This is a genomic window from Rhizobium sp. BK251 (assembly GCF_004345245.1).
In the GTDB taxonomy this organism is placed as follows: Bacteria; Pseudomonadota; Alphaproteobacteria; order Rhizobiales; family Rhizobiaceae; genus Rhizobium.
On the sequence record NZ_SLUQ01000010.1, the window covers coordinates 156,871 to 183,157 of the forward strand.

Consider the following 26,287-nt stretch of genomic DNA (forward strand, 5'->3'; position numbering starts at 1 on the left):
ATCTGGCGGCGGGAAGGGCTCTCGCCGCGACAACTTGCAAACGGGAGGAAGACTATGCGCAAGTTTATGATGACGACGGCGGCGGTGGCGTTGATGGCGGCCGGCTGCGGTGCCGCTCATGCCGACGACGTCAAGGAAGTCGAGATGCTTCACTGGTGGACCTCTGGCGGTGAGGCTGCAGCGCTGAACGTGCTGAAGGGCGACCTCTCCAAGGAAGGCTTTACCTGGAAAGACGTGCCGGTCGCGGGCGGCGGCGGCGATGCTGCAATGACGGCGCTGAAGGCGATGGTTGCCGCAGGCACGTATCCGACCGCCTCGCAGATGCTTGGCTACACCGTGCTGGATTACGCACAGGCAGGTGTCATGGGCGACCTCACCGAGACAGCCGTCAAGGAAGGCTGGGACAAGTCCGTTCCGGCAGCTCTGCAGAAGTTCTCCGTCTATGACGGCAAGTGGGTTGCAGCACCGGTCAACGTTCACTCGGTCAACTGGCTGTGGATCAACAAGGACGTCATGGACAAGATCGGCGGCACCGAGCCGAAGACCTTCGACGACCTGATCGCGCTTCTCGACAAGGCCAAGGCGGCAGGCGTCACCCCGCTCGCGCTCGGCGGTCAGAACTGGCAGGAAGCCACGATGTTCGACTCGATCGTTCTTTCGACCGGCGGTCCCGAGTTCTACAAGAAGGCCTTCAACGATCTCGACGAAGAGTCGCTGAAGTCCGACACGATGAAGAAGTCCTTCGACAACCTTCAGAAGATGGTCACCTACGTCGACCCGAACTTCTCGGGACGTGACTGGAACCTTGCGACCGCCATGGTCATCAAGGGCGATGCGCTCGTTCAGGTCATGGGCGATTGGGCCAAGGGTGAATTCGTTGCGGCGAAGAAGACGCCGAACACGGATTTCCTTTGCTACCGTTTTCCGGGCACGGACGGCAGCGTGATCTATAACTCCGACATGTTCGGCATGTTCAACGTTCCGGACGATCGCAAGGCGGCCCAGGTCGCGCTTGCTACTGCGACGCTCTCCAAGAGCTTCCAGTCGGCGTTCAACGTCGTCAAGGGTTCGGTTCCGGCCCGTACCGACGTTCCGGACACCGACTTCGATGCTTGCGGCAAGAAGGGCATCGCCGACCTGAAGGCAGCCAACGAAGGCGGCACGCTGTTCGGCTCGCTGGCTCAGGGCTATGGCGCTCCTCCGGCAGTCGCCAATGCCTATAAGGACGTCGTCTCCAAGTTCGTGCATGGTCAGATCAAGACATCCGACCAGGCCGTGGAAGAACTCGTCAAGGCGATCGACGACGCCAAGTAAGCCTATCCTGGCGATTAGGCTCCTTCCCCGCGCAGGCGGGGAAGGCTTTACGGCAAACGATGACGGCCCGCGGAGGGACGAATTTCATGAGCACTGTTGCGAACCCCGATATCAACCTGGCGTCCGAGCGCGCGACGCGCAACTCCATACGCGGACGCCTGCAGGAAGCGCTGCCGAAGATTGTCCTTGCGCCGAGTTTCGTGATCACGCTGGTGTTCGTCTACGGCTTCATCCTCTGGACGGTCTATCTATCGTTCACCAATTCCAAGACGTTTCCGTCCTATGCGCTGACGGGCCCGCGCGCCTATCAGCGGCTGTGGCGATGGACATTTGAAAGCGATCCGCCGTCGAGCTGGTATACCTCGGTCACCAATATGGGGATCTTCGGCTTTCTCTATATCGCGATCTGCCTCGGGCTCGGCCTATTCCTGGCGATCCTGCTCGATCAGAAGATCCGGGGCGAGGGCGTGCTGCGGCCGATCTATCTTTATCCGATGGCGCTGTCCTTCATCGTGACCGGCGTCGCCTGGAAGTGGTTTCTCGACCCCGGCCTCGGTCTCGAACAGACCTTGCATCACTGGGGCTGGACGAGCTTCCATTTCGACTGGATCAAGAACAAGGATTTCGTCATCTATACCGTGGTCATCGCGGGCGTGTGGCAGGCCTCCGGCTTCGTCATGGCGATGTTCCTGGCGGGCCTGCGCGGCATCGACGGCGAGATCATGAAGGCCGCCCAGATCGACGGCGCGACCACGGTGCAGCTCTACCGGCGCATCGTCATCCCGTTGCTGAGGCCGATCTTCCTTTCCGCCTTTATCGTACTCGCCCATATGGCGATCAAATCCTACGACCTGGTCGTGGCACTGACGAGCGGCGGCCCCGGCGGTTCGGCCTGGCTCCCGTCCAATTTCATGTACGAATACACCTTCAAGCGCAACGAGATGGCAGTTGGCTCGGCGAGCGCGATCATCATGCTCATGACGATCTCGGCAATCATCGTTCCCTATCTCTATTCCGAACTGCGGGAGAAGTCTCGATGAGCGCGATCGTATCATCCGGCAGCGGCGGGCGCCGCACCGAAGGCTCCAAAATCCTCAACCGCGTCGTCATCTACGGGCTGCTCGCCTTCTTCGCGATCGTCTACCTGATGCCGCTGTTCGTCATGCTCGTGACGTCCTTCAAGACCATGGACGAGATCCAGAACGGCAACATGCTGGCCCTGCCGAGTGCTCCGACGCTGGAGCCCTGGTACAAGGCCTGGGGCGAGGCCTGCGTTGGCCTTACCTGCGCCGGCATCAAGGGCTATTTCTGGAACTCCATCAAGATGGTGGTTCCGGCGGTCCTGATCTCGACGCTGCTCGGCGCTCTCAACGGTTATGTGCTGACCAAGTGGCGCTTCCGCGGCCACAAGCTGATCTTCGGGCTGATGCTGTTTGCCTGCTTCATTCCGTTCCAGTCGGTGCTTCTGCCGATGGCGACCATCCTCGGCAGCCTTGGGCGGTTCGGAGTATCGCTGCAGAATTCGATCGGCTTCTCCTTCGGCTTCGGCAATCCGACCGTCAATCTGGTCTTCGTCCACGTCGTCTACGGCCTCGGCTTCACGACGCTGTTCTTCCGGAACTTCTATGAGGCCTTCCCGACCGAACTGGTGAAGGCCGCGCAGGTTGATGGCGCAGGCTTCTTCCAGATTTTCCGGCGGATCATGCTGCCGAACTCGCTGCCCATCATCGTCGTCACTGTCATCTACCAGTTCACCAACATCTGGAACGACTTCCTGTTCGCGTCCGCCTACGCCGGGACGGGCGACTCGATGCCGATGACGGTGGCTCTGAACAACGTCGTCAACACCTCGACCGGCGTTGTGGAATACAACGTCAACATGGCGGCCGCGATGATCGCCGCCATGCCCACGCTCCTCGTCTACGTTCTCGCCGGCCGCTACTTCGTACGCGGGCTGATGGCGGGCGCCGTTAAAGGATAACCCATGGCTTTCCTCGAAATCTCCGGTCTCAGAAAGCGCTTCGGCGCCATCGAAATCCTCAAGGGCATCGATCTGGAACTTGAAAAGGGCGGCTTCCTGGTGCTCGTCGGCCCCTCAGGTTGCGGCAAGTCGACCTTGCTCAACACCATTGCCGGCCTCGAATCGATTACCGAGGGCGACATCCGTGTCGATGGGCGAACGATCTCCGATCTGCATCCGTCGAAGCGGGACATCGCCATGGTGTTCCAGAGCTATGCGCTCTATCCGAACATGACGGTCGCCGGAAACATCTCCTTCGGCATGGAAATGCGCGGCGTGCCGGCCGACGAGCGCAAGCAGGCGATCGACAAGGTCGCCAAGGTGCTGCAGATCACACATCTGCTCGACCGCAAGCCGAGCCAGCTTTCGGGCGGCCAGCGCCAGCGTGTTGCCATGGGCCGCGCGCTCGTCAGGGATCCCAAGCTGTTCCTGTTCGACGAGCCGCTCTCCAACCTGGATGCGAAGTTGCGCGTCGACATGCGCATCGAGATCAAGCGCCTGCACGCCGCGACCGGCACCTCCATCGTCTACGTCACGCACGACCAGATCGAGGCCATGACGCTTGCCACCAAGATCGCCGTCATGCGCGACGGCGAGGTGCAGCAGTTCGGGACGCCCGCCGAGATCTACAACAATCCGGCCAACCTGTTCGTCGCCGACTTCATGGGCTCGCCTGCCATGAACCTCCTGACCGCGACGATCGGTGGCACGGGCAACGATTTCCATGTCTCCCTGGCGCGTCCGGATGGCGAGCCGCTCAATCTTCCCGTACCGCAGACCAACAGCCTTGCGGCCTATACGGGCAAGCAGGTCATATTCGGCATTCGACCGGAAGCGCTCACCGATCCCGATGGTGCCGACCGCAACGCCCGCTCGCTGGTCGAGGGGAACTGCCTGATCGACGTCGTCGAGCCGGCAGGCTCGGACACCTTCGCCGTCACCAAGCTCGGCGGCAAGGAAGTGGTCGCGCGGCTGCGCGCCGACGCCCGCATTGCGCCCGGCCAGACGGCGCGGCTCGCTTTCAACCTGGACAAGGCGGTCTATTTCGATCCGCAGAGCCAGATCCGGATCGCATGATCGGGCAACATCATGGAACGTGAACCCGATATCGTCATCATCGGCTCGGGCATCGGCGGCGCGACGATTGCGGCAGGTCTCGCGCCCCGCGGTGCCGAGATCCTGATCCTGGAGGCCGGGCAGCGGATCGAGGACCGGCCGGAGAACCGCGATCAGCGCGCGATCTTCCAGCGTGGCCACTTCCGCCCGAAGGAGCTCTGGTACGAGACGGACGGCAAGGGCTTCAATCCCGGCAACTACTACAATGTCGGGGGCAACTCGAAGTTCTACGGTGCGGTGCTGGTTCGTTATCGGCGCGAGGATTTCGAGGAGATGCAGCACCGCGATGGTGTATCCCCGGCATGGCCATTTCCCTACGAGGAGTTGGAGCCCTGGTACAGCGCTGCAGAGCAACTCTACCAGGTGCGCGGCGCTCTTGGAGACGATCCGACCGAGCCCGAGCATTCGCAGCCCTATGCCTTTCCGCCCGTTCCCGAGGAGCCGGCAATCGCAGCCGTGCGCAACAAGCTGAAGAAGGGTGGCATGCATCCCTTCTCACTGCCGCTCGGAGTCGATATCGAGAAGTGGCTCGCCAAGGCGAAGACGCCATGGGATGCGCATCCGAACAGCTTCGACGGCAAGATGGACGCGGAGACCGTGGCGCTCGCCAATGCCCTGCAATACCCGAACGTTCGGCTGCAGACCGGTGCGCGCGTCACTCGCCTGGTGGCAGCGCAAGAGGGCGGCAAGATCGAGACCGTTCGCTACGTCGCCGATGGCGAGGAACGGTCGGTTACGCCGAAGCTTGTCATTCTTTCGGCTGGCGCGGTCCAGTCGGCGGTCCTGCTGCTGCGTTCAGCCGACGACGCCAATCCGCGTGGCCTCGCCAACCGGTCGGACCAGGTCGGCCGGAATTTCATGAATCACAATTCGTCCGCCATCCTCGCCATATCGCCCTGGTACAGGAACGACTCGATCTACCAGAAGACCTTCGGCTTCAACGATTTCTACCTGTCCGACGGAAATGGCGGTCCGCCGCTCGGCAATATCCAGCTGCTCGGGCGCATCTCCGGCGCCATTCTGAAGGCAAACATTCCGAGCGTGCCGGAGTGGCTGCTCGACAGGGTTTCTGCCCACGCCATCGATTTCTACGCCATGAGCGAGGACCTGCCGCATCCCGAAAGCCGCGTGATGGTCGAGGGCGAGCGGATCGTGCTGAAGTGGACACGCACGAACTGGCAGGCTCACCTTGATCTGGTGGCGAAGCTCAAGGCCGTGCTCAAGAAGGCAGGCTTCCCGATCGTACTGTCGCGGCCCTTCGACAAGCGCACGCCGTCGCATCAATGCGGGACAGTGAGGATCGGCAATGATCCGGGCAGCGCGCCGCTCGATGTCTTCTGCCGCGCCTTCGATCATCCGAACCTCTTCGTCGTGGATGCAAGCTTCCTGCCCACGTCGGCAGCGGTCAATCCGGCCCTGACGGTCGCGGCGCAAGCGCTACGTGTCGCCGAGCACATCACGCAGGAGGATCTGCGGCAATGAGCGCGCGTCCTGTAGCGATCGTCACCGGCGGACGGAAGGGAATTGGTCTCGGCATCGCCTCCGCGCTCGCCGCATCGGGTTTCGACCTTGCTCTGACCGGGGTCGGCGACATGGACCCGAGCGATACCGTTCTCGATGGTCTGCGCGCCGTTGGCGGCCGCGCGATCTACCTGAAGGCGGACATCTCCGATCTCGCTGGCCACCAGTCGACGGTCGATACGGTCCTGTCTAGCCTCGGGAGCATCGATTGCCTCGTGAACAATGCCGGCATCGCCTCGGTCGTTCGCGGCGACTTTCTCGATCTTCAACCGGAGAATTTCGACACGATCATCGACGTCAATCTGAAAGGGACGGTCTTCTTCACCCAGACGGTCGTCCGCGCGATGCTTGCTGCGAAAAAGGCGGCCACACCGCGCTCGGTGATCAACATCACCTCGGTCTCGGCCGAGCTCAGTTCTCCAGAGCGACTGGATTACTGCATCAGTAAGGCGGGGCTCGCGGCTTTCAGCCGTGGGCTGGCGCTACGGCTTGCCGAAACAGGCATCGGCGTCTTCGAGGTGCGTCCGGGTATCATCCGCACGGACATGACCGCGAAAGTTTCGGCGAAATACGACGCTCTGATTGCCGATGGCCTCGTGCCGATGAAGCGCTGGGGCGAAGCCTCGGATATCGGCACCATCGTCGCAGCACTTGCGTCGGGAAGCTTCGCGTTCGCCACGGGCTCGGTGATCGACGCCGATGGCGGCCTGGCGATCCCCAGGCTGTAGCGCTGGTTCTGTGCCCTGATGGAGGAGGGCGCCGGCGCGAGGAGGATTTGACTTGAGGACACCTGAATGAGCTACGACTACATCATCACGGGCGCCGGGCCTGCTGGCTGCGTGCTTGCCAATCGCCTGAGCGAGGATCCCACGGTCAGCGTGCTTCTGCTGGAGGCAGGCGGCGGCGACTGGAATCCGCTCTTTCACATGCCGGCAGGCTTCGCGAAGATGACGAAGGGTGTCGCAAGCTGGGGCTGGGAAACCGTGCCGCAGAAGCACATGAAGGGCAGGGTGCTGCGCTACACTCAGGCCAAGGTCATCGGCGGCGGCTCCTCGATCAACGCCCAGCTCTATACTCGTGGTAATGCGGCGGACTATGATCTCTGGGCAAGCGAGGACGGTTGCGAGGGCTGGGATTATCGAAGCGTGCTGCCCTATTTCAAGCGCGCGGAGGACAACCAGCGCTTTGCGGACGATTACCATTCCTATGGTGGTCCGCTCGGCGTTTCGATGCCGGCCGCGTCGCTGCCGATCTGCGACGCCTATATCCGCGCCGGACAGGAACTCGGGATACCCTACAATCATGATTTCAATGGCCGCCAGCAGGCGGGCGTCGGCTTCTATCAGCTGACGCAACGCGACCGCCGCCGCTCCTCCGCCTCGCTCGCCTATCTGTCACCGATCAGGGATCGCAAGAATCTGACCGTTCGCACCGCCGCGCGTGTCGGCCGGATTGTCATGGAAGGACGCCGGGCCGTCGGCGTCGAAGTCGTTTCCGGCAAGGGCGTGGAGACGATCCGCGCGGATCGCGAAGTCCTCGTATCTTCGGGTGCAATCGGCTCGCCGAAGCTGTTGCTGCAGTCCGGAATCGGGCCGGCGGACCACCTGAAATCCGTTGGCGTGGCCGTGAAGCATGATCTGCCGGGCGTTGGCGGCAACCTGCAGGACCATCTCGACCTTTTCGTCATCAGCGAATGCACCGGTGATCATACCTACGACAATGTGGCCAAGCTTCACCGCACGCTCTGGGCGGGGCTGCAATATGTTCTCTTCAAGTCCGGCCCTGTCGCTTCATCGCTCTTCGAGACCGGCGGCTTCTGGTACGCCGATCCCGACGCGCGTTCGCCCGACATCCAGTTCCATCTCGGCCTCGGCTCGGGAATCGAGGCCGGCGTCGCACGGCTGAAGAACGCCGGCGTCACGCTGAATTCCGCCTACTTGCATCCGCGCTCGCAGGGCACCGTGCGCCTCTCATCGAGCGATCCCGCCGCCGCACCGCTGATCGATCCGAACTACTGGAGCGACCCGCATGATGTGAAGATGTCGCTCGAGGGGTTGCGGATTGCCCGCGAGATCATGCAGCAGGACGCGCTGAAACCCTTCGTGCTCGCGGAGCGGCTGCCGGGACCGGAAGTCCGCACCGAGGAGCAGCTGTTCGACTATGGCTGCGCCAATGCGAAGACGGACCATCATCCGGTTGGCACCTGCAAGATGGGAACGGATGCGAGCGCTGTGGTCGATCTGGAACTCAAGGTAAGAGGGCTCGAGGGTCTGCGCGTCTGCGACAGCTCCGTCATGCCAAGGGTACCCTCCTGCAACACCAACGGTCCGACGATCATGGTGGGAGAGAAGGGGGCCGACATCATCCGCGACCGCACGCCTCTGCCGCGGGCGATCTTTTCCTGGGAACGCAACGATACGCGACCAAGGGCGCGCGCCGACGTTCGCTGACATGTCGCGTGCCCTTTCGGCAACGGCGGGGCAGGCAATCGGCTCGGGTCACGATTCTTGGTCGCTGGAAATCGCGAAGCCTTGAAAGCCGCTGCTCTCAAGATTAAGAGACGAAGGCAACAGGCAATCCCGGTTTGATTGGGGCTACAGGACATGATGGATTTCGAGGCAGCGCGGATAAAGATGGTCGACAACCAGATCAGGACGACGGACGTGACGTCGCATCCCGTGTTGACCGCGTTCCTCACCGTGCCCCGCGAAGCCTTCGTGCCGGAAAAGTCGAAGCTGCTTGCCTATATCGACACGGATATCGAGATCGCGCCGGCTGCATCGGGCAAGCCCCCGCGTTACCTCATGGAGGCTTCGCCGCTTGCCAAGCTGCTCCAGCTTGCCGAAATCTCGAAGGACGACGTTGTTCTCGAGATCGGCTGCGGTACTGGCTACACGGCTGCCCTGCTTTCTCTTCTGGCGGGTTCGGTCGTTGCATTGGAGTGCGACGAGACGCTTGCGGCCGAGGCATCGAAGAACCTTGCCGCACTGGGCTACGGCAACGTCACGGTCGTCGCAGGCGAGCTGGAAAAGGGCTACGCCGCCCAGGCGCCCTATGATGTCATCTTTATCAATGGTGCTGTCGAGGAAGTGCCGGCGACGGTTCTGCAGCAACTGCGCGATGGCGGCCGGCTGATTGCGGTCCAGGGCTACGGCAATGCGGCGCGGGCGAAAGTGTTCGTGCGGGAACACGGCTCCTTCTCCGAAAATCCCTTCTTCAACGCCTCGGTCAAGCCGTTACAGGGCTTTGCGAAGAGCAAGGAATTTACCTTCTGATTTCTTCACGCTTAACGCGATAATTTCTAAGGGCGCCTTTGGCGCCCTTTCTTCTATACTGCGAAGAATCGCCGGCGCTGACACGAAAATATCCTGCAGAAAGTGGCGGATAACAAACCTGTGCATCGCATCATTAAGTTGGCTCGCTGTGATTTTTTTTAACAGAGGAGTATCCTAGGGTGGCGGTGATTCGGGGTGCCGCTTTGGAATTCCGGTCGTTATTTCTGCGATAACGGGGATGAATATGGCTCAGCCAAATGTAGCGCGTGAACCGTCCATGGAAGAAATTCTGGCGTCAATTCGCCGGATAATCGAAAGCAACGAGCCCGGTGCGGGCAAAGCGGCTTCTCCTGCAATTTCCCCGGTCTACGCAGTTGACGAAGGCGACGACGACATCAGGCTGACGGTCGACGACGACTATGCTGACACCGAATTCGATGGTGCCGGCATTCCCCAGGATCCGCGTTTCATCGCAGCCAATTCGCCAGGCCCGGTAAGGGCGCAGGAGGCTCCGGCTGCCACTCTCTCGCTCGCTGATGTCGCAGCCCGTGTTCGCGCCGCTTCCGAGCGCAATGCCGCACAGTTCAGCCAGAGAGAACCGGTCCAGCGCGAAGTGCCGGCCGTGATCGCCGCTCAGATAGCTGAGCCACGCCCGGTTGAAGTCCCTCGGCTGACGCCCGTCGCGCAGTCCGTTTTAGCGGTCGCCGTGCCGCCCGTTCAACAGGTGGCCGCTGTAGCGGTTGCCGAAGTCGCTCAGGAAAGGGAAATCTCGCAGCCGATGATGGTCGCCGAGCCGCCCATGCTACCGGTTACAGACGAGACTTTCGCCCTGGATGTTGCTCCGGAAGCGCAGCAGCCCTTGCTTTCGGTGGCTGCAGGTGAGCAAGTTGCGCGTTCCTTCGGTGAGCTGGTCGCGGCGATCGACGGTACCGAGCGCCGCTCGCTCGACGAAATCGCCCAGGAGATGCTGCGCCCCATGCTGCAGGATTGGCTGGACGACAATCTGCCGACACTCGTCGAGCGGCTGGTGCGCGAGGAAATCGAGAGGGTCGCTCGCGGTCCGCGCCGCTGATTCATTACAGATCGAGCCGTGGGCCGCTCCGGTTTCCGGGGCGGCTTTTTTATTGACTTGGCTCCGGCCATCCTATTTACAACCCGCAACAGCAAACATCGAAGTTTGGTCAGAAAATGCTCGACAAAACCTATGATTCCGCCGCCGTCGAACCGAAGATTGCGAAGAAGTGGGACGAGGAGGATGCCTTCCGCGCCGGCGTGAATGCGAAGCCGGGGGCGGAGACCTTCACCATCGTCATCCCGCCGCCGAACGTGACCGGCTCGCTGCACATGGGTCACGCGCTCAACAACACGCTGCAGGATATCCTGGTGCGCTTCGAACGCATGCGCGGCAAGGACGTGCTCTGGCAGCCCGGCATGGACCACGCGGGCATCGCTACCCAGATGGTCGTCGAGCGGCGTCTCATGGAAAAGCAGCTTCATCGCCGCACGATGGGGCGCGAGGCCTTCATCGAGAAAATCTGGGAGTGGAAGGAAGAATCGGGTGGTCAGATCTTCAACCAGTTGAAGCGTCTCGGTGCTTCCTGCGACTGGTCGCGCGAGCGCTTCACCATGGACGAGGGGCTCTCCGAGGCCGTTCGCGAGGTCTTCGTCACGCTCTACAAGGAAGGGCTGATCTACAAGGACAATCGACTGGTCAATTGGGACCCGAAGCTCCTGACAGCGATCTCCGACCTCGAGGTGGAGCAGGTCGAGGTCACGGGTAACCTGTGGTATCTGCGCTATCCGCTGGAGGAAGGCGTCACCTACCAGCATCCGATTGCTTTCGACGAGCATGGCAAGCCGACGGAATGGGAGACGCGGGATTATCTCGTCGTCGCGACGACGCGGCCGGAAACGATGCTCGGCGACAGCGGCATTGCCGTCCATCCGGATGACGAGCGCTACAAGGGCCTCGTAGGCAAGCACGTCATCCTGCCGATCGTCGGTCGCCGCATTCCGATCGTTGCCGACGAATATCCGGACCCGACGGCTGGAACCGGCGCGGTCAAGATGACGCCCGCCCATGACTTCAACGATTTCGAGGTCGGCAGGCGGCACGGCCTGCGCGCGATCAACATTCTGACGATCGACGGGCGCGTCACGCTCAAGGAGAACGAGGACTTCCTCGAGGATCTCGATCATCCGGCGGCGTTGCACGGTGCATGGGACGAGCTCGAGGGCAAGGACCGCTTCGAGGCGCGCAAGATCGTCGTCCGGATATTCGAGGAGGCCGGCCTCCTCGACAAGATCGAGCCGCACAAGCACACGGTTCCGCATGGCGATCGCGGCGGAGTGCCGATCGAGCCACGCCTGACCGAGCAATGGTATGTCGACGCCAAGACGCTGGCCGAGCCGGCTATCCAATCCGTTCGCGAGGGCAGGACCAATTTCGTCCCGCGCAACTGGGAAAAGACCTATTTCGAGTGGATGGAGAACATCCAGCCGTGGTGCATCTCGCGCCAGCTCTGGTGGGGGCACCAGATCCCCGCCTGGTATGGCCCGGACGGGCAGGTCTTCGTCGAGAAGACCGAAGAGGAAGCCCTGCAGGCAGCCATCCAGCACTATCTTTCGCATGAAGGGCCGATGAAGGCCCTGGTCGAGGACCTGCTCGAGAATTTCAAGCCAGGCGAGATCCTGACGCGTGACGAGGACGTGCTGGACACCTGGTTCTCCTCTGCGCTCTGGCCGTTCTCGACGCTCGGCTGGCCGGAAAAGACACCCGAGCTTGCACGCTATTATCCGACGAACGTACTGGTCACCGGCTTCGACATCATCTTCTTCTGGGTCGCCCGCATGATGATGATGAGCCTTCATTTCATGGAGGACGAGGACGGCAATGCGGTCGAGCCGTTCAGCACGGTCTATGTTCACGCCCTCGTTCGCGACAAGAACGGGCAGAAGATGTCGAAGTCGAAGGGCAACGTCATCGACCCGCTCGAGCTGATCGACGAATACGGCGCTGACTCGCTTCGCTTCACGCTGGCGATCATGGCTGCTCAGGGACGAGACGTGAAGCTCGACCCCGCGCGCATTGCCGGTTACCGCAATTTCGGCACGAAGCTCTGGAACGCCACGCGCTTTGCGGAGATGAACGGCGCCAAGAGCGATCCTCATTTTGTGCCGGAGGCAGCGGAGCTTACGATCAACCGTTGGATCCTGACTGAACTTTCCCGCACGGAACGTGACGTTACGGAAGCCTTGGAAGCCTTCCGCTTCAACGATGCGGCGAGCGTGCTTTACCGCTTCATATGGAACCAGTTCTGCGACTGGTACCTGGAGCTGCTGAAGCCGGTCTTCAACGGCGACGATGCCGGTGCGAAAGCCGAGGCACAGTCTTGCACCGCCTATGTTCTGGAGGAGACCTACAAGCTTCTCCATCCCTTCATGCCGTTCATGACAGAAGAACTTTGGGCGCATACGGCGGGCGAAGGTGTCGAACGCGATACCCTGGTCTGCCATGCGGAATGGCCGTCGCCGTCCTATGCCGATAACGCCGCCGCTGACGAGATCAACTGGCTGATCGACCTTGTCTCCGGCATTCGCTCGGTTCGTGCGGAAATGAACGTTCCACCGGCGGCGATTGCCCCGTTGGTTGTCGTCAACGCCAACAGCCTCACGCGTGAACGGCTCTACCGCCACGATGCGGCGATCAAGCGGCTCGCCCGCGTCGAGGGCATTTCGCTTGCCGACACTGCACCGAAGGGGGCTGCTCAGATCGTTGTTGCCGAAGCGACGGCGTGCCTGCCGCTCGGTAACCTGATCGACCTCGGCGCCGAGAAGGCACGGCTCGAGAAGGCCATCGCCAAGAACGACGCGGAGATGGCACGCGTTTCCTCGAAGCTCTCGAACGACAAGTTTGTCGCCAACGCAAACCCGGACGTGGTGGCCGCCGAGCGTGAGCGCTTCGCCGAACTCGAAGGCCAGAAGGCGAGCCTGACCGTTGCGCTTGCACGCGTCACCGAAGCGGGCTGAGCAAATTTTGTAAAACGACGGGAGGCACGCGATGATTGTCGCGTGCCTCTTTTTTTGAAGGATTTGTGTCGATTCGAGCGCCACCGGAATGGCGGGCCGTGAGAAGTGGAGTTTTCCACGACGGTATTGAAGCTTTCGATGCCGGAGAGGCCCGAAACTCGCTTAAAGTAGGACTGTTGTCGGATTGTTACAGCCGTAGCCTGCTGTGGAACGAAAATCCAACTCAAGCGCATGATTAGCCTATTTTAGGTATAATTTTCCAAATGCGGCGGTTGGTCGCATTACCCCTAATTTTCTAAGTAGTTTATCGGCACGGTTGCGGCAGCGAGCCGTTCCGGCAGCACGTTGCCAATCAAAGCGTTCCTCTCCAGAGTGCAGCCGCAAATTGCCGTTGGGGAGACAAAATGGCATCTCGTATGCTTTCCGGGGGCGCACTATCGCTCATCATTTTTTCGTCGTCGATCGCGCCGTCCTTTGCCGGTGGCCTCGAACGCGGCGGTTATAATATCGATCTGCTTTTCGACACGTCGCGTGTCACAATGGAATCCTCGGCCACCTATGTGAAGCCGGAGCGCAAGCTGAAGAATGTCGTCGATACGGACACTTCCAATACCAATCCGCTGGCGAACCCGCCGACATGGGGCGGCGGCGATCTGAACTACAGACCGCACACCGCGGAAGATACGCCGGGTTACTGGATTCCACGCGTCGGCATCAAGGTCGGTGTGACAGACGCCGTCGACTGCCTTGCGGACTACTCGCAGCCCTGGGGTGCTCACGACGATCCGGGACTGAACTGGGCGGGAGCCAATCAGAACATCGAGACCAAGGTCGAGAGCGACAACTACGCGCTGACCTGTTCATACAAGTTCGATGCCGGCCCGGGACAACTGCGGCTTATCGGCGGCGGCTTCTACCAGGAGGTCGGCGGCTTCAAGGAGAGACTGGTACAGGACTTCACGGGCACCGGGCTGCCCTTCTCTGGCGTCGGCCGCCTCGAGCTTTCGGACAATGGCTGGGGCTGGCGCACCGGTGTCGCCTACGAGATCCCGGAATATGCCATTCGAACCAGCCTCGTCTACAACAGCGTCGTCGAGCTCAGCAATCTGACCGGCACGATCGACCTGACCAATCTCGGCCCGATGTTTACCAAGTATGACGTGTCGGGTTCGGCGACGATGCCGGATTCTCTCGAATGGAAGTGGCAGACCGGTATTGCGCCGGATTGGCTCGCCTTCGGTGGAGTCAAGTGGACCGCATGGAGCAAGTTGCAGGTTCTCACCTTTTCTCCGGCAGTCGTGACGCCGCTCACGCCCCCCACCACGCTTGACCTGATTTACAGGGACGGCTGGACGGTGACCGGCGGTGTCGGCCACAAGTTCAACGACCAGTGGAGCGGCGCGGTCAGCCTGACGTGGGACCGCGGTACGAGCCAGGGTTATGGAATCCAGACGGATGTCTGGACCGTCGCCGCCGGCGTCGCCTATGCACCGCAGGAGAACCTCGAATTGCGCCTTGCAGGTGTCCTTGGGCTTTGGACTGGCGGAGAGTCCGGTGCTGTAACCTATAATGGTCAAGTCTACGGCGGCGATGCTTCCTATAGTTTTGATGATGATCTTGTTGCCGCCGTTTCAACATCGTTGAAGGTAAAGTTCTGAATTATTGGCGGCCGTTACTTGTCTGAAGCGGCCGCTGCATTATTTAGAGTTGCTTAATGCAGTTTTGTGACGATTCAGCAACACTTTGTTGCAAGAGTTTGTCAGCAGCCATACCCGTCCATAGTTGTCCATTTCCCGCCACAAAGCAGGCGCAGCGGTAACTTCGGCAAGGACGGGCCGGCTTTGGAAGTGCGTTAAGGGTGCTATGGGTCGATTTTCATACATGGATAGAAAGCACCTTGGTGGGAGGGAAACGCGACACACGTTTCCTCTTTGCCGGCAAGGGATTTGCTCGAAGGAAATTCTCTCCTGATGGCATTTCGGGCGCACTTCAGAGGCCATGATGCATGCATTTTGCGTCGCCTTTCGACTCAGCGCACGAAACTGGATGCTGGTTTGGTCACAATTGCGGTTTACGCTCCGGAAAACGACCAAAAGGCGCACGGAAGCCTGATTGAAATGACGCAGAAATCCCCGCGGAGGAGCCCCTACGGCAAGATGGCGGCGGAACTGTATCGAAAGACGATTTGCCTCGCAAAGAGGCGGGAGCGGCTTGACGCGACGTGGAGGTCCGATGAAAGGGCCGCACACGGGATCGCTCGCCGGGGAGAAGATACACCGGATGGGTTGCGTGCCGCTTGGCATCGCCCGCCGGTGCGGAGTGAAAGAAACCGAGTGATATGCTGAGATCCGAGTATAGACCCGTCAAAATCATGCTTTTGGGCATGTCGTTCGCTCTCGCGACGACGCTTGCCGGGCCTACTCGCGCGTTCGACATCAACGCAGGCGTCACCAAGGAATCCGGTCCCTTCGATCTCTTCAAGTTCGGTTTCAAGGCATACAAGAACGGCCAGAAGGAAGAAGCAGTCGAGGCCTATAAGTATGCAGCCGAAAAAGGGCATACCGGGTCTCGTTGGGCGCTTGCCAATATGTATGCCTATGGCGATGGCGTCGCGCAGGACGATTTCGCAGCCTTCAAGATCTATAGCGACATTGCAAGCCAGGGCGTCGAGCCGGGGTCGGAGGATACCGGCTTCTTCGTCAACGCCCTTCTTGCCCTCGCGAACTACTATAAGCGCGGCATTCCCGGCAGCCCGGTGAAGACCGATCTCAGCCAGGCCCGCCAGCTCTATTTCCAGGTGGCGTCCACCTTTGGCGTTGCCGAGGCCCAGTTCCAGTTGGCTCAGATGATGCTGGCTGGCGAGGGCGGTGCGGCGAATGTCCAGCAGGCGAAGAAGTGGCTCAACCAGGCCCGCAAAGGCGGTCACCCCGGTGCCATGGCAGTCTTCGGCAACATTCTGTTCCAGGAAGGGCAGACGACACGGGGGCTCGCCTTCATGACGGCCGCGCTCGACAAGTGCAATCCCAAGGATTGCGGCTGGATGGAGTCGCTGCAGGAGCAGGCATTTTCCATCGCCAACGAGAACGACAGGCGAGGGGCCGTGGCGCTCGCCCGCGACATCAATCTCAGTAGCTCCGACTGAAGCTTCGCGCCAGCCGAGACCGACCGCTTTTCACGCGGCGAAATCGAAATGGGCAACGACGGGCACGTGGTCCGACGGCTTTTCCCATGCCCGCACATGCTTTTCGATTGCCGCGGCGGTCATGCGATCAGCAGCCTCGGGTGACAGCATGAGGTGATCGATGCGGATGCCGTTGTTCTTCTGCCATGCGCCCGCCTGGTAGTCCCAGAAGGAATAAAGCTGCACGGCGTCGGTCGTTGCCCTGACCGCATCCGTGAAGCCAAGATTTTCCAGTCGGCGGAATGATTGCCTGGTCTGAGGCAGGAAGAGAGCGTCGTTCGCCCAGACCGCCGGATCGAAGCAATCGTGCGGCTCGGGGATGACGTTATAGTCGCCGGCAAGGATGAACGGTTCCTCGAGCAACAGCCGGTCGGCGGCAAACGCCTTCAGTCGTTCCATCCATGCGAGCTTGTAGGTGTATTTTTCCGTCTCGACCGGATTGCCGTTCGGGAGGTAGAGGCAGCACACCCGCAGCGCGCGGCTGGGCAGCGAGAAGACGGCCTCGATGAAGCGCGCCTGTTCGTCGCTTGCATCGCCCGGCAGGCCCCTCGTCACCTCGTCGGGCTTCTGCCGGGAGAGGATGGCGACGCCGTTGAAGCCTTTCTGGCCATGCGTTTCCACATGGTATCCAAGTGCCTCGATCTCGAGGCGCGGGAAACCCTCGTCGACCGTCTTGATCTCCTGCAGGCAGACGATATCGGGCGCCGAATCCTTCAGCCACTGGCAGAGATTGTCGATGCGTGCCTTGACGCCGTTGATGTTCCAGGTGGCGATCTTCATGCGCTGGCGCTCCCTATCTCGTGGTCTTTTCTTAGCCGCGCAAGCAGCGGCTGGCCATCGGAATTTGGGACATTCCCGGCTGTATTTCCTTCCGACAATTCGTGATCATCGCCTGGCTGGATTGGCCGGGCTCTCTCGTGAGGAACTTCGCGCGGTGGCCATGGCCGACGACGGCAGTCGCCGAGCGCACGAAAACGGCCGGAGGCAGGTGCGTCCGGCCACGAAAGGCACAAGAATGCGGATTGGTTCAGATTGAAAAGCTGGTCCCGCAGCCGCAGCTTGCGACGGCGTTCGGGTTCTTGATCTGGAACGACTGCCCGAGCAGGTTGTCGACAAAGTCGATTTCGGAGCCTGCCATGTAGATCAGGGAAAGGCTGTCGATGAGGACCGTCGCTTCGTCCTTGGCGACGACGACGTCATCGTCTTGGGCCGCCTCGACGAGGTCGAACTTGTAGGAAAATCCGGAACAACCGCCACCTTCGACGGAAACGCGTAGCGCGCTCTTGCCCGCCTCCGCACCGACGATCGCCGCGATTCGCTTTGCGGCCGCTTCCGAAAGAGTTACATTTGCTTCTGTCATGCTTTCCTCCTGCCGGGGTCAAGATCCGGAGAGAACTGGATGTACCGCACCAAGGGTTCAAACGGTCGAGACGGAGAATCCTTATCGTGCAAACCCGTGCCGAAACGGCAGGCGCGGCCTTTCAATAAGAGCACCGCTTGCTGTTTCATCATGTACATAGGTATGAAGACAGAGCAGCGCCGTCAATGGGCTGGCGCCGGGACGGAATAGAGAATGACGATTGACACGCATACATTGGGGTTCGGTTACGGCCAGAGGGCAGTCTACGCGGCAGATCCCTGGAACACCCGTGGCAGGCTTTACGGCGAAGCGTCGAGCCCGACGCGCTCGGATTTCCAGCGGGACCGTGACCGAATAGTCCATACCACCGCTTTCCGGAGGCTGAAGCACAAGACGCAGGTCTTCATCGCGCAGGACGGCGACCACTATCGCACGCGCCTCACCCACACGATAGAAGTGGCTCAGATCGCGCGAGCGCTTGCACGTGCGCTGAAGCTCGATGAGGACCTCGCCGAGGGCGTGGCTCTCGTCCACGACTTCGGCCATACACCCTTCGGCCATACCGGCGAGGATGCCCTGCATGAGGCGCTGACGCCCTATGGCGGGTTCGACCACAATGCCCAGTCTCTGCGCATCGTGACGAAACTCGAGCGGCGCTATGCCGAATTCGACGGCCTCAACCTCACATGGGAAACGCTCGAGGGTCTTGTGAAGCACAATGGTCCACTTCTCAGGGCGGACGGGCAGCCGGTGCACGGAACCGTTCCGCAGCCGATCCTGGACTACAGCGAGCTGCATGATCTCGAACTGGCAAGCTATGCGAGCCTCGAGGCGCAGGTCGCGGCGATCGCCGATGATATTGCCTACAACACCCATGACATCGACGACGGGCTGCGGTCCGGCTACCTCGACTTCGAGATGCTGGAGGAGATCCCCTTCCTCGCCGGACTGATGGCCGAGGTGCGCGACCGCTACCCGGGCCTCGAGGAGAGCCGCTTTACGCATGAGATCATGCGTCGGCAGATCACCCGCATGGTGGAGGACGTCATCTCGGTGGCGCAGGAACGGCTCGCCATCCTGAAGCCGCAGTCGGCCCAGGACGTCCGCAATGCCGATCGCGTCGTGGCGACCTTTTCGGAAGCGATGGCAACGACCGACAGGCAGATCAAGGCGCTGCTCTTCAAGCGGATTTATCGGCATCCGGATATCATGCGAATCCGTGCCGGAGCGGCCCAGATTGTCACCGACCTGTTCGGTGCCTACATGAACGATCCGCGCGAGATGCAGAGCCACTATTGGGTCGACCACATCGCGGGACTTGCCGATGCGGCAAAGGCGCGCCATGTGGGCGATTATCTTGCGGGAATGACCGACACTTACGCCGTAAGCGCCCACAGGCGGCTGTTTGACCATACCCCCGATTTGCGATAGGCAGCGGGCGCTTGGGAGGGAGCGTCCTCCGGCAGAGCACTTGCGTGGAAGAATGCGATGAACCTTTTCACTGATTTCGAAGCCAGAATTAAGAATGCGCTTGAGCAGATTGATCTGATCAGAGAAAAGCGATCCGAGGTCGATTTCGGCCGCATCGGCGTGGAACCCCCGCGCGATCCGAGCCACGGCGACGTGGCTACGAATGCTGCCATGGTGCTGGCGAAGCCGCTTGGCACGAACCCGCGCGCGCTTGCCGAGATCATCACCGCTAAGCTCACGGAAGATGCCGATATCGCCGAGGTATCCGTGGCTGGGCCGGGGTTCATCAATATCCGGCTTGCCGTCGGCTACTGGCAGCGCCTCCTTGCATCAGTGATATCAGCGGGCACGGATTATGGCCGCGCGGCTATCGGGCAGAACAGGAAGGTGAATGTTGAGTATGTGTCGGCCAATCCCACCGGACCCATGCATGTCGGCCATTGCCGTGGTGCAGTGGTTGGCGATGCGCTCGCCAACCTCCTGAGCTTTGCCGGCTACGAGGTCACCAAGGAATACTACATCAACGATGCGGGCTCGCAGATCGACGTGCTCGCAAGATCTGCCTTCCTGCGCTATCGCCAGGCGCTTGGCGAGACGATCGGGGAAATCCCGTCCGGTCTCTATCCCGGGGACTACCTCGTGCCGGTCGGCCAGGCACTTGCCGAGGAGTTCGGCACGAAGCTGCGTGCGATGCACGAGGCGCAATGGCTGCCGATCGTCAAGGAGCGGGCGATCGACGCGATGATGGCGATGATCCGAGGTGATCTGACCGCCCTCAACGTCAAGCACGATGTGTTTTTCTCCGAATGCTCGCTGCATGCCGGCAACGGCGCGCCGATCCGCACGGCCATCAATGACCTTACCTTCAAGGGCTACGTCTACAAGGGCACGTTGCCGCCGCCGAAGGGCCAGTTGGCCGAGGATTGGGAGGATCGCGAGCAGACGCTGTTCCGCTCGACGGAAGTGGGGGACGACATGGACCGCCCGCTTATCAAGTCGGACGGCTCCTATACCTATTTCGCCGCCGACGTCGCCTATTTCAAGGACAAGTTCGACCGTGGCTTCGACGAGATGATCTATGTTCTCGGCGCCGACCACGGCGGCTACGTCAAGCGGCTAGAGGCGGTGGCTCGTGGCGTTTCGGATGGCAAGGCGAAGCTCACCGTGCTCCTTTGCCAGCTCGTGAAGCTCTTCCGTGACGGCGAGCCGGTCAAGATGTCGAAGCGCTCCGGCGACTTCGTGACGTTACGTGATGTCGTCGACGAAGTCGGCCGCGACTCCGTGCGCTTCATGATGCTTTACAGGAAGAACTCGGAACCCCTCGACTTCGACTTTGCCAAGGTGACCGAGCAGTCCAAGGACAACCCGGTTTTCTACGTCCAGTATGCTCATGCGCGCTGCATGTCAGTATTCCGGCAGGCTAGGGAAGTATTTCCGGACCTCGATACATCGAATCTCGACCTTGCTTCGGCGGTCGCTGGCGCGATCGCCGATCCGGCCGAGTTGCAGCTCGTTGCAAAGCTTGCAGAATTCCCGCGTGTCGTCGAAGCTGCGGCGCAGTCGCACGAGCCTCATCGCATCGCTTTTTACCTCTACGACCTGGCGAGTTCCTTCCACGCACATTGGAACAAAGGTAAAGATCAGCCGGAATTACGATTTATTAACGATAAGAACCGAGAATCGAGTATTGCCAGACTTGGGCTGGTGCACGCCGTCGCTTCGGTGTTGAAGTCGGGTCTCGGGATAACAGGGACCGCGGCTCCGGACGAGATGCGGTAGAGGTGTCACCATTTCCCCACAATGCGCTGGCAATGAACGCGTTGCATTTGCGAGTGGATGGGTATGGCAGACAAACACCTGGCGTATAGCGCAAGCACGAATACGGACCTCTTCGATGATGATGATCCGTTGGCAGAACTTGCCCGCATTGTCGGCTTTGAACCGCGGTCGGCTGCCCAGCCGGTCCCAGCGCAGAAGCAGGAGCCGGCTTTCGATCTCGAAGACGAGCTGCTGCGGGAGTTCGAGCGTTACGATGCTCCGCGCCCGCTACAGTCTCTCGACCGAACCGTTGAGCCGGTAGTCCCTGAGCCGTCACCGCCCTTCGAGGGTGCTAGCGCCACGGATGTCGTCACCGAGGAACTCGATGCCTTTGTCCCCGCGCCCGAAGAGGTGAGCCTGGCGGAACTGCCGCCGGAGGCTGTTGCTCTCGATGGCGCCGTCGATGGCGAATCGCATGAGGTTGCGGTCGAGGATTGGGCCGTCGAGGAATCCTCTTCGGAACTGCCCGAACTTGCCGACGATTCTGACTTGGCTTTCGCCGTCGAGGCGCCTCAGCCGGCCGAGGACATGGTTGCTCCTGTCGCAAAGATCGGCTTGCCTGCTGATTCTGCAGCGGCTGCCGGGCGGATCGCCGATGCTCGCAGTCTGATGGATGAGTTGGAACTCTCGATCTCAACGCAGCCGATCGTTCCTCCAACCCCGCCGGCTCGCGTGCCGCAATGGGCCGCCGCCAGCATCAGGCTGCCGCTTGCCAACTTCAATGCGGCGCGCAGGGAACCACCTCGTGAAGAGGAAACGCGCGCCGAGGTCGTTGCGCCCGTAGTGGCTCCGCCGCCGGAAGCTGAATTCTCCGAGCCGCTGGACCTTGGCTTCCAGCCGGAGCATGACCGTCACGAAGCTTCCGAGCTGGAAATTCCCGCCGGCGTTGTCGTTCAGGAGTCGGTCGAGCACGGATTTGATCTTGCGGCTTCCGCAAGGGACGGCGTCGTCCCAAGTGATGCGGCGCTGACCGACGCCGCCTATGGGGACGAAACGGAATCGCGCTCCTTCGACATTGATGAGCTCCTTGCCGATATCGAACGCTACCCGGTGCCGCCGCGCGCGGCGGATGCGGCGGCTGTCGATGAGCCGAGCGCACCGGTGGAGACGCGGGTTGCTGCTCCGGCGCCATTTAGCAAGGCCAGCGAGCCGGTCGTGGTCGCTCCGCCAGCAGAGGCGATACGTGCTCAGCGCCCAGCGTCTAAGCCCGAACCTGAAGGCGAGGATCCCTTTGCCGGTCATGATTTCGAACTGGATCTGGACGGCATCGAGTTGGAACTTGCTGACCTTGATTTCAGCCAGGCCGAGCAGCAGGCCGTCGTGCCGGAACGCAAGGTCGAGTACGTCGAGCAACCTGCTCCCGTCGTTGTCGCGGTTATTGCGCCTCGCCCTGTCGCAGCGCCCGAGCCGGTCCGGGCCATCATTCCACCATCGATGGGCACCTCAGTCGCAGTCGAAGCGCCCAAGGCACCGGTTCAACGGGCGAGCGGGCCTCTCCCGGTGGTTCCCGAGCGGCCTGTGGCCGTTCGGCGGGAGACCGCAGCGACCGACAACGAGCAGGCTCTTCCCTTTGATCCTTCCCTGATTTCGGATCCGGAAGATCATCCGGAAACAGTCGCCGACATGCATGTCCCGGCTCTGCCTACGGTCGAACTGGATGAGCCGGTCGCCGTCGCGCCGGACTATGATTTCGACATCGACGCCGAAATGGCGAGCCTGTTCGAACCTCGACCCGAAGATGCGCCGCTACCGCCGCGCGCAAATTCGGCAAGCCACGCGCCTGTCGCTGTTGCCGCGCCGGCGGCAGCAAAGGCCGAAGGCGCTCAGGGATCGATGGACGATCTCGACGAATTCGAGCAGGCACTTGAGGAGGATTTTCGCCGTAGCTACCGCGATCCGGTGCCGCGGCCGGAGAATCTTGCGCGCATGACGCTCGAATCCGCAAGTGTTACAGCCGACCGCAGGCGTGCGCGCTCCATGCGCGGCATTGCGGTCGCCGCCGGCCTGATCGCTGTCTTCGGCCTCGGCTCTTATGGTGTCTATGCCTGGCTGTCCGGCGGCGCACCGCTCGGCGTGTCCTCCGGCGAGCCGCGTGTCATTGTCGCGGATAAGGATCCCGTGAAGGTTCCCCCGGAAAATCCCGGCGGCAAGACCGTTCCGAACCAGGATAAGGCCGTCTACGACCGTGTCGCCGGTGCAACGACAGAGGAGCCGAAGCAGAAGGCACTCGTTTCATCCAATGAAGAGCCGGTTGACGTCGTCCAGAAGACGCTCATTCCGGAGGCTCTGCCAATGGATGACGGTGATGGTGCCGCCGACGATCTGACGCCGACGCCAGCCGGCGAGACCGAGGATCCGCGCCTGCTTCCCGATCAGGATACGGCTGATGCCCAGCAGGGCGATGATGATCAGACGCCCGCAGTCGCGCCGCGTCGGGTTCGCACCATGATCGTCAAGCCCGACGGGACACTTGTGGCCCGTGACGAGCCCGCACCGGCTCCAGCTCCGAGCGTGGCAGCTGCGACGCCTGCACCGGCGCAAGCCGAAGTCGCGCCGGCACCGGTTGCTGCGGCGCCCGCCGATGTTCAGACGACGGCGACAAACCAGTCGGCTGCAGCATTCCCGGCAACCGGCAACATCGCTTCGGCAGGCCTGCGCACGTCTCCGGTTGACAGCCAGCCGGCCGAGCCCGCCCAGCCGATACCCGCCGCTAACGAAAGTGCCGCGCCAAGCACCGGCAACCCGGCTGCTAGCGTCGAGAAGACCGCCGAGGTTGGTGATACGGCTCCGGTGCCCACGGCGCGGCCGGTCGACCAGCCGGTAAACGTCGTCGGCACAGTCACGGAGCGGGGCAACGTCCGCACTGCTGCAGAAGCGCCGGCGGAAGTCGCCTCCGCCAACCCGGTCCAGGAACAGCCCGTCGCGGCCGCTCCTGCGGGCGGCTACGGCATGCAGATCGCCTCGCTTCCCTCTGAAGAGGAGGCCAAGAAGACCTATGCCAGCCTTTCGTCCAAATTCGGCAGCGTGATCGGCGGTCGCGGCGTCGAAATCCGCAAGGCCGATATCGCCGGCAAGGGCACCTTCTACCGCGTCCGCATCCCTGCTGGAACGAAGGACGAGGCGGCCGAGCTTTGCCAGCGCTACCGCCAGGCGGGCGGCAGCTGCCTGATCTCGAAGTAAATATCTGACGATATCCTCCGGCGGCGGGAAGGTTTTCCCGCCGTTTTTTTGTGAACGGCGGCTTGACGCACTCGTATTTCGCCGGTCGCCGTCTATGATTCGGATATGACCGAATCAAAAGCAATGATCCTGGGCTGCAGCGGCCCCATCCTCACCCCGGAAGAGCGAGCTTTCTATCAAGGCGAACAGCCGTGGGGCTTCATTCTCTTCGGACGCAATATTTCCGAACCGGCGCAGATCTTCGATCTCGTCGCAGCCCTGCGGGATAGCGTCGGCCGTGATGTCCCGGTTCTGATCGATCAGGAGGGAGGGCGTGTCCAGCGTATCCGCTCGCCGATCCTGTCGCCCTATCCTTCCGGCCAGGCACTCGGCGATCTCTATCGGCGCGATCGCGATATGGGTCTGCGCGCTGCCTGGCTCATGTCGCGCCTGCATGCCTTCGATCTCCTGAAGTTCGGTATCAACGTGGATTGCCTGCCGGTCCTCGACGTTCCGGTCGAAGGCAGCAGCAACGTGATCGGAAATCGCGCCTATGGCGGCGATCCCGTCACCGTCACCGAGATGGGGCGGGCCGCTGTTGAAGGGCTGAAGGCCGGCGGAGTATTGCCCGTCATGAAGCATATGCCGGGCCACGGCCGCGGCTTTGCCGATTCCCATCACGAGCTGCCGGTGGTCGGTGCGTCTCTTGCCGAACTCGAAGCTCATGATTTTCCGCCCTTCGTTGCACTGAAGGACGAGCTCATGGCGATGACCTGCCATGTGGTTTTTACGGCCATCGATTCGCAAAATCCGGCGACGACCTCACGTAAGGTAATAGATGACATCATTCGCGGCTATATTGGCTTCAACGGCCTGCTTCTTTCTGACGACACCTCGATGAATGCCCTTTCCGGCACGATCGGCGAAAGAGCGGCAAATATTGTTGCGGCGGGATGTGATATCGTGCTGCATTGCAATGGGGTTATGGACGAGATGAAGCAGGTCGTTCGCAACGTGCCCGCGCTTTCCGGTTTGTCGCTTGCTCGTGCGCGAGCGGTCGAGGCGGCGTTCGGGCGCGGTGACGGCGCTGAGGAGGCTGCAATTCGCGCCGAGTTCGACGCGCTCTTTGCGGTCGCTTGAAGTCGGGCCTCCTTGGGGAGTGGGATTGGTGAACAAGGTCAAGGGCACGGATAGAACCCAGTCGGCGGCCATCCCCATGGACAGGCTCTGGCAGGACAATTCTGCCGAGCGCGCCTCGCATGAGCCGGCCCTCGTCATTGACGTTGCCGGCTTCGAAGGGCCGCTTGACCTCCTGCTTTATCTCGCCCGCAACCAGAAGGTCGATCTTTCCCGAATCTCGGTGCTCGCTCTCGCCGAGCAATATCTCCAGTTCATCGAGAGCGCTCGCCGCATCCGCATCGAGTTGGCTGCCGACTACCTCGTGATGGCGGCCTGGCTCGCCTACTTGAAATCGAAGCTGCTGATCCCGCAGCAGAGCAAGGACGACGGCCCGACCGGCGAGGAAATGGCCGCGACACTCGCCTTCCGGCTGAAGCGCCTTGAGGCCATGCGTGACGCGGCGACGGCGCTTCTCAACCGCAACCGTCTTGGACGCGACGTTTTTGCTCGCGGCGCCCCCGAGCATATTCCGGACCGCAAGCGGTCCGCCTTTGAGGCAAGTCTCTATGATCTGTTGACGGCCTATGCCGCCCTGCGGCAGCGGCAGGCAGTGACGCAGGTGACGATCGAGCGCCGCCGCGTCTGGTCCCTGACCGACGCCCGCGAACTCCTGACGAGAATGATCGGCGATATCAGCGATTGGACGGCGCTGGAGCATTACCTGCTGCAGTATATGACGACGCCTCAGGAACGAACCACGGCGATTGCCAGCGCCTTCGCGGCTTCACTGGAACTCGTGCGCGAGGGAAAACTCGAAATTCGCCAGGACGGCGCCTTCGAGCCTCTCTACCTGCGCCGTGGTCCGAAGCATACCCCGATTTATCCGGTCGAGTGACGGGGGGCGC

19 protein-coding genes are annotated in these 26,287 nt (G+C 61.5%); 17 read left to right on the forward strand and 2 right to left on the reverse strand.

All coding sequences use genetic code 11. The features are described 5' to 3' along the window. Nucleotides 1-54 precede the first annotated feature (54 nt). The 12 genes from EV286_RS25615 (at nucleotide 55) to exoR (ending at nucleotide 16,417) form a co-directional block, all read left to right on the forward strand. Entirely contained in the window at nucleotides 55-1,314 is a 1,260-nt protein-coding gene (locus EV286_RS25615; RefSeq protein WP_132960002.1) for an ABC transporter substrate-binding protein, read from the forward strand. A gap of 86 nt (nucleotides 1,315-1,400) precedes the next feature. Further along, entirely contained in the window at nucleotides 1,401-2,354 is a 954-nt protein-coding gene (locus EV286_RS25620; RefSeq protein ID WP_132960003.1) for a sugar ABC transporter permease, read from the forward strand. After that, the gene (locus tag EV286_RS25625) at nucleotides 2,351-3,295 is read left to right on the forward strand and encodes a carbohydrate ABC transporter permease (RefSeq protein WP_132960004.1); all 945 of its coding nucleotides are present in this window, start codon (nucleotides 2,351-2,353) and stop codon (nucleotides 3,293-3,295) included. Before EV286_RS25620 ends, EV286_RS25625 begins: the two co-directional genes overlap by 4 nt. Nucleotides 3,296-3,298: 3 nt before the next feature. After that, entirely contained in the window at nucleotides 3,299-4,411 is a 1,113-nt protein-coding gene (locus EV286_RS25630; RefSeq protein ID WP_132960005.1) for an ABC transporter ATP-binding protein, read from the forward strand. A gap of 12 nt (nucleotides 4,412-4,423) precedes the next feature. After that, nucleotides 4,424-5,932, forward strand: a complete 1,509-nt coding sequence (locus EV286_RS25635; protein ID WP_132960006.1) for a GMC family oxidoreductase — start codon at nucleotides 4,424-4,426, stop codon at nucleotides 5,930-5,932. After that, nucleotides 5,929-6,699, forward strand: a complete 771-nt coding sequence (locus tag EV286_RS25640) for a 3-ketoacyl-ACP reductase (protein WP_132960007.1) — start codon at nucleotides 5,929-5,931, stop codon at nucleotides 6,697-6,699. Before EV286_RS25635 ends, EV286_RS25640 begins: the two co-directional genes overlap by 4 nt. Nucleotides 6,700-6,765: 66 nt before the next feature. Continuing rightward, the gene (locus EV286_RS25645; RefSeq protein ID WP_132960008.1) at nucleotides 6,766-8,421 is read left to right on the forward strand and encodes a GMC family oxidoreductase N-terminal domain-containing protein; all 1,656 of its coding nucleotides are present in this window, start codon (nucleotides 6,766-6,768) and stop codon (nucleotides 8,419-8,421) included. A gap of 153 nt (nucleotides 8,422-8,574) precedes the next feature. Further along, on the forward strand, nucleotides 8,575-9,246 hold the full coding sequence (locus EV286_RS25650) for a protein-L-isoaspartate O-methyltransferase (protein WP_207909924.1): 672 nt from the start codon (nucleotides 8,575-8,577) through the stop codon (nucleotides 9,244-9,246). 244 nt (nucleotides 9,247-9,490) lie between these two features. Then, nucleotides 9,491-10,318 carry a DUF2497 domain-containing protein gene (locus tag EV286_RS25655; protein ID WP_132960009.1) on the forward strand — a complete coding sequence of 276 codons (828 nt, stop codon included), beginning with the start codon at nucleotides 9,491-9,493 and terminating at the stop codon, nucleotides 10,316-10,318. Between the two features lie 116 nt (nucleotides 10,319-10,434). Next, nucleotides 10,435-13,275 carry a valine--tRNA ligase gene (locus EV286_RS25660; RefSeq protein WP_132960010.1) on the forward strand — a complete coding sequence of 947 codons (2,841 nt, stop codon included), beginning with the start codon at nucleotides 10,435-10,437 and terminating at the stop codon, nucleotides 13,273-13,275. Nucleotides 13,276-13,679: 404 nt separating this feature from the next. Further along, on the forward strand, nucleotides 13,680-14,933 hold the full coding sequence (locus tag EV286_RS25665; RefSeq protein WP_132960011.1) for an OmpP1/FadL family transporter: 1,254 nt from the start codon (nucleotides 13,680-13,682) through the stop codon (nucleotides 14,931-14,933). Between the two features lie 680 nt (nucleotides 14,934-15,613). Further along, nucleotides 15,614-16,417, forward strand: coding sequence for an exopolysaccharide production regulator ExoR (gene exoR / locus EV286_RS25670; RefSeq protein WP_132960012.1), 804 nt, complete (start codon nucleotides 15,614-15,616; stop codon nucleotides 16,415-16,417). Between the two features lie 30 nt (nucleotides 16,418-16,447). On the opposite strand, the gene xth is transcribed toward exoR, so the two are convergent. Together xth and erpA are read right to left on the reverse strand one after the other, a co-directional pair. Further along, nucleotides 16,448-17,236, reverse strand: a complete 789-nt coding sequence (xth, locus tag EV286_RS25675) for an exodeoxyribonuclease III (protein WP_132960013.1) — start codon at nucleotides 17,234-17,236, stop codon at nucleotides 16,448-16,450. A gap of 247 nt (nucleotides 17,237-17,483) precedes the next feature. Next, complete coding sequence (erpA, locus tag EV286_RS25680) at nucleotides 17,484-17,816, reverse strand: iron-sulfur cluster insertion protein ErpA (RefSeq protein WP_132960014.1); 333 nt, start codon at nucleotides 17,814-17,816, stop codon at nucleotides 17,484-17,486. A gap of 213 nt (nucleotides 17,817-18,029) precedes the next feature. On the opposite strand from erpA, the gene EV286_RS25685 reads away from it, so the two are divergent. From EV286_RS25685 to EV286_RS25705, 5 genes are all read left to right on the forward strand, one after another. Then, entirely contained in the window at nucleotides 18,030-19,247 is a 1,218-nt protein-coding gene (locus tag EV286_RS25685) for a deoxyguanosinetriphosphate triphosphohydrolase (RefSeq protein ID WP_132960015.1), read from the forward strand. A 57-nt stretch (nucleotides 19,248-19,304) separates the two neighbouring features. Further along, the gene (argS, locus tag EV286_RS25690) at nucleotides 19,305-21,065 is read left to right on the forward strand and encodes an arginine--tRNA ligase (RefSeq protein WP_132960016.1); all 1,761 of its coding nucleotides are present in this window, start codon (nucleotides 19,305-19,307) and stop codon (nucleotides 21,063-21,065) included. A gap of 63 nt (nucleotides 21,066-21,128) precedes the next feature. Continuing rightward, nucleotides 21,129-24,284 (forward strand): SPOR domain-containing protein, encoded by a 3,156-nt coding sequence (locus tag EV286_RS25695; protein ID WP_207909925.1) that lies wholly within the window; start codon nucleotides 21,129-21,131, stop codon nucleotides 24,282-24,284. 105 nt (nucleotides 24,285-24,389) lie between these two features. Next, a complete protein-coding gene (gene nagZ, locus EV286_RS25700) occupies nucleotides 24,390-25,403 on the forward strand; it encodes a beta-N-acetylhexosaminidase (protein ID WP_132960018.1) in 1,014 nt (337 codons plus the stop codon). 28 nt (nucleotides 25,404-25,431) lie between these two features. Beyond that, nucleotides 25,432-26,277: a ScpA family protein gene (locus EV286_RS25705; RefSeq protein WP_132960019.1), complete on the forward strand. Its 846-nt coding sequence runs from the start codon at nucleotides 25,432-25,434 to the stop codon at nucleotides 26,275-26,277. Nucleotides 26,278-26,287: the final 10 nt, after the last annotated feature.

Excerpts from the sequence above, each read along its gene's own strand:
- xth (WP_132960013.1), bottom strand. The coding sequence starts at position 17,236 with ATGAAGATCGCCACCTGGAACATCAACGGCGTCAAGGCACGCATCGAC.
- EV286_RS25660 (WP_132960010.1), top strand. The coding sequence starts at position 10,435 with ATGCTCGACAAAACCTATGATTCCGCCGCCGTCGAACCGAAGATTGCG.
- erpA (WP_132960014.1), bottom strand. The coding sequence starts at position 17,816 with ATGACAGAAGCAAATGTAACTCTTTCGGAAGCGGCCGCAAAGCGAATC.
- nagZ (WP_132960018.1), top strand. The coding sequence starts at position 24,390 with ATGACCGAATCAAAAGCAATGATCCTGGGCTGCAGCGGCCCCATCCTC.
- EV286_RS25640 (WP_132960007.1), top strand. The coding sequence starts at position 5,929 with ATGAGCGCGCGTCCTGTAGCGATCGTCACCGGCGGACGGAAGGGAATT.
- exoR (WP_132960012.1), top strand. The coding sequence starts at position 15,614 with ATGCTGAGATCCGAGTATAGACCCGTCAAAATCATGCTTTTGGGCATG.
- EV286_RS25655 (WP_132960009.1), top strand. The coding sequence starts at position 9,491 with ATGGCTCAGCCAAATGTAGCGCGTGAACCGTCCATGGAAGAAATTCTG.
- argS (WP_132960016.1), top strand. The coding sequence starts at position 19,305 with ATGAACCTTTTCACTGATTTCGAAGCCAGAATTAAGAATGCGCTTGAG.
- EV286_RS25620 (WP_132960003.1), top strand. The coding sequence starts at position 1,401 with ATGAGCACTGTTGCGAACCCCGATATCAACCTGGCGTCCGAGCGCGCG.
- EV286_RS25685 (WP_132960015.1), top strand. The coding sequence starts at position 18,030 with ATGACGATTGACACGCATACATTGGGGTTCGGTTACGGCCAGAGGGCA.
- EV286_RS25695 (WP_207909925.1), top strand. The coding sequence starts at position 21,129 with ATGGCAGACAAACACCTGGCGTATAGCGCAAGCACGAATACGGACCTC.
- EV286_RS25635 (WP_132960006.1), top strand. The coding sequence starts at position 4,424 with ATGGAACGTGAACCCGATATCGTCATCATCGGCTCGGGCATCGGCGGC.
- EV286_RS25665 (WP_132960011.1), top strand. The coding sequence starts at position 13,680 with ATGGCATCTCGTATGCTTTCCGGGGGCGCACTATCGCTCATCATTTTT.
- EV286_RS25630 (WP_132960005.1), top strand. The coding sequence starts at position 3,299 with ATGGCTTTCCTCGAAATCTCCGGTCTCAGAAAGCGCTTCGGCGCCATC.
- EV286_RS25645 (WP_132960008.1), top strand. The coding sequence starts at position 6,766 with ATGAGCTACGACTACATCATCACGGGCGCCGGGCCTGCTGGCTGCGTG.
- EV286_RS25625 (WP_132960004.1), top strand. The coding sequence starts at position 2,351 with ATGAGCGCGATCGTATCATCCGGCAGCGGCGGGCGCCGCACCGAAGGC.
- EV286_RS25615 (WP_132960002.1), top strand. The coding sequence starts at position 55 with ATGCGCAAGTTTATGATGACGACGGCGGCGGTGGCGTTGATGGCGGCC.
- EV286_RS25650 (WP_207909924.1), top strand. The coding sequence starts at position 8,575 with ATGATGGATTTCGAGGCAGCGCGGATAAAGATGGTCGACAACCAGATC.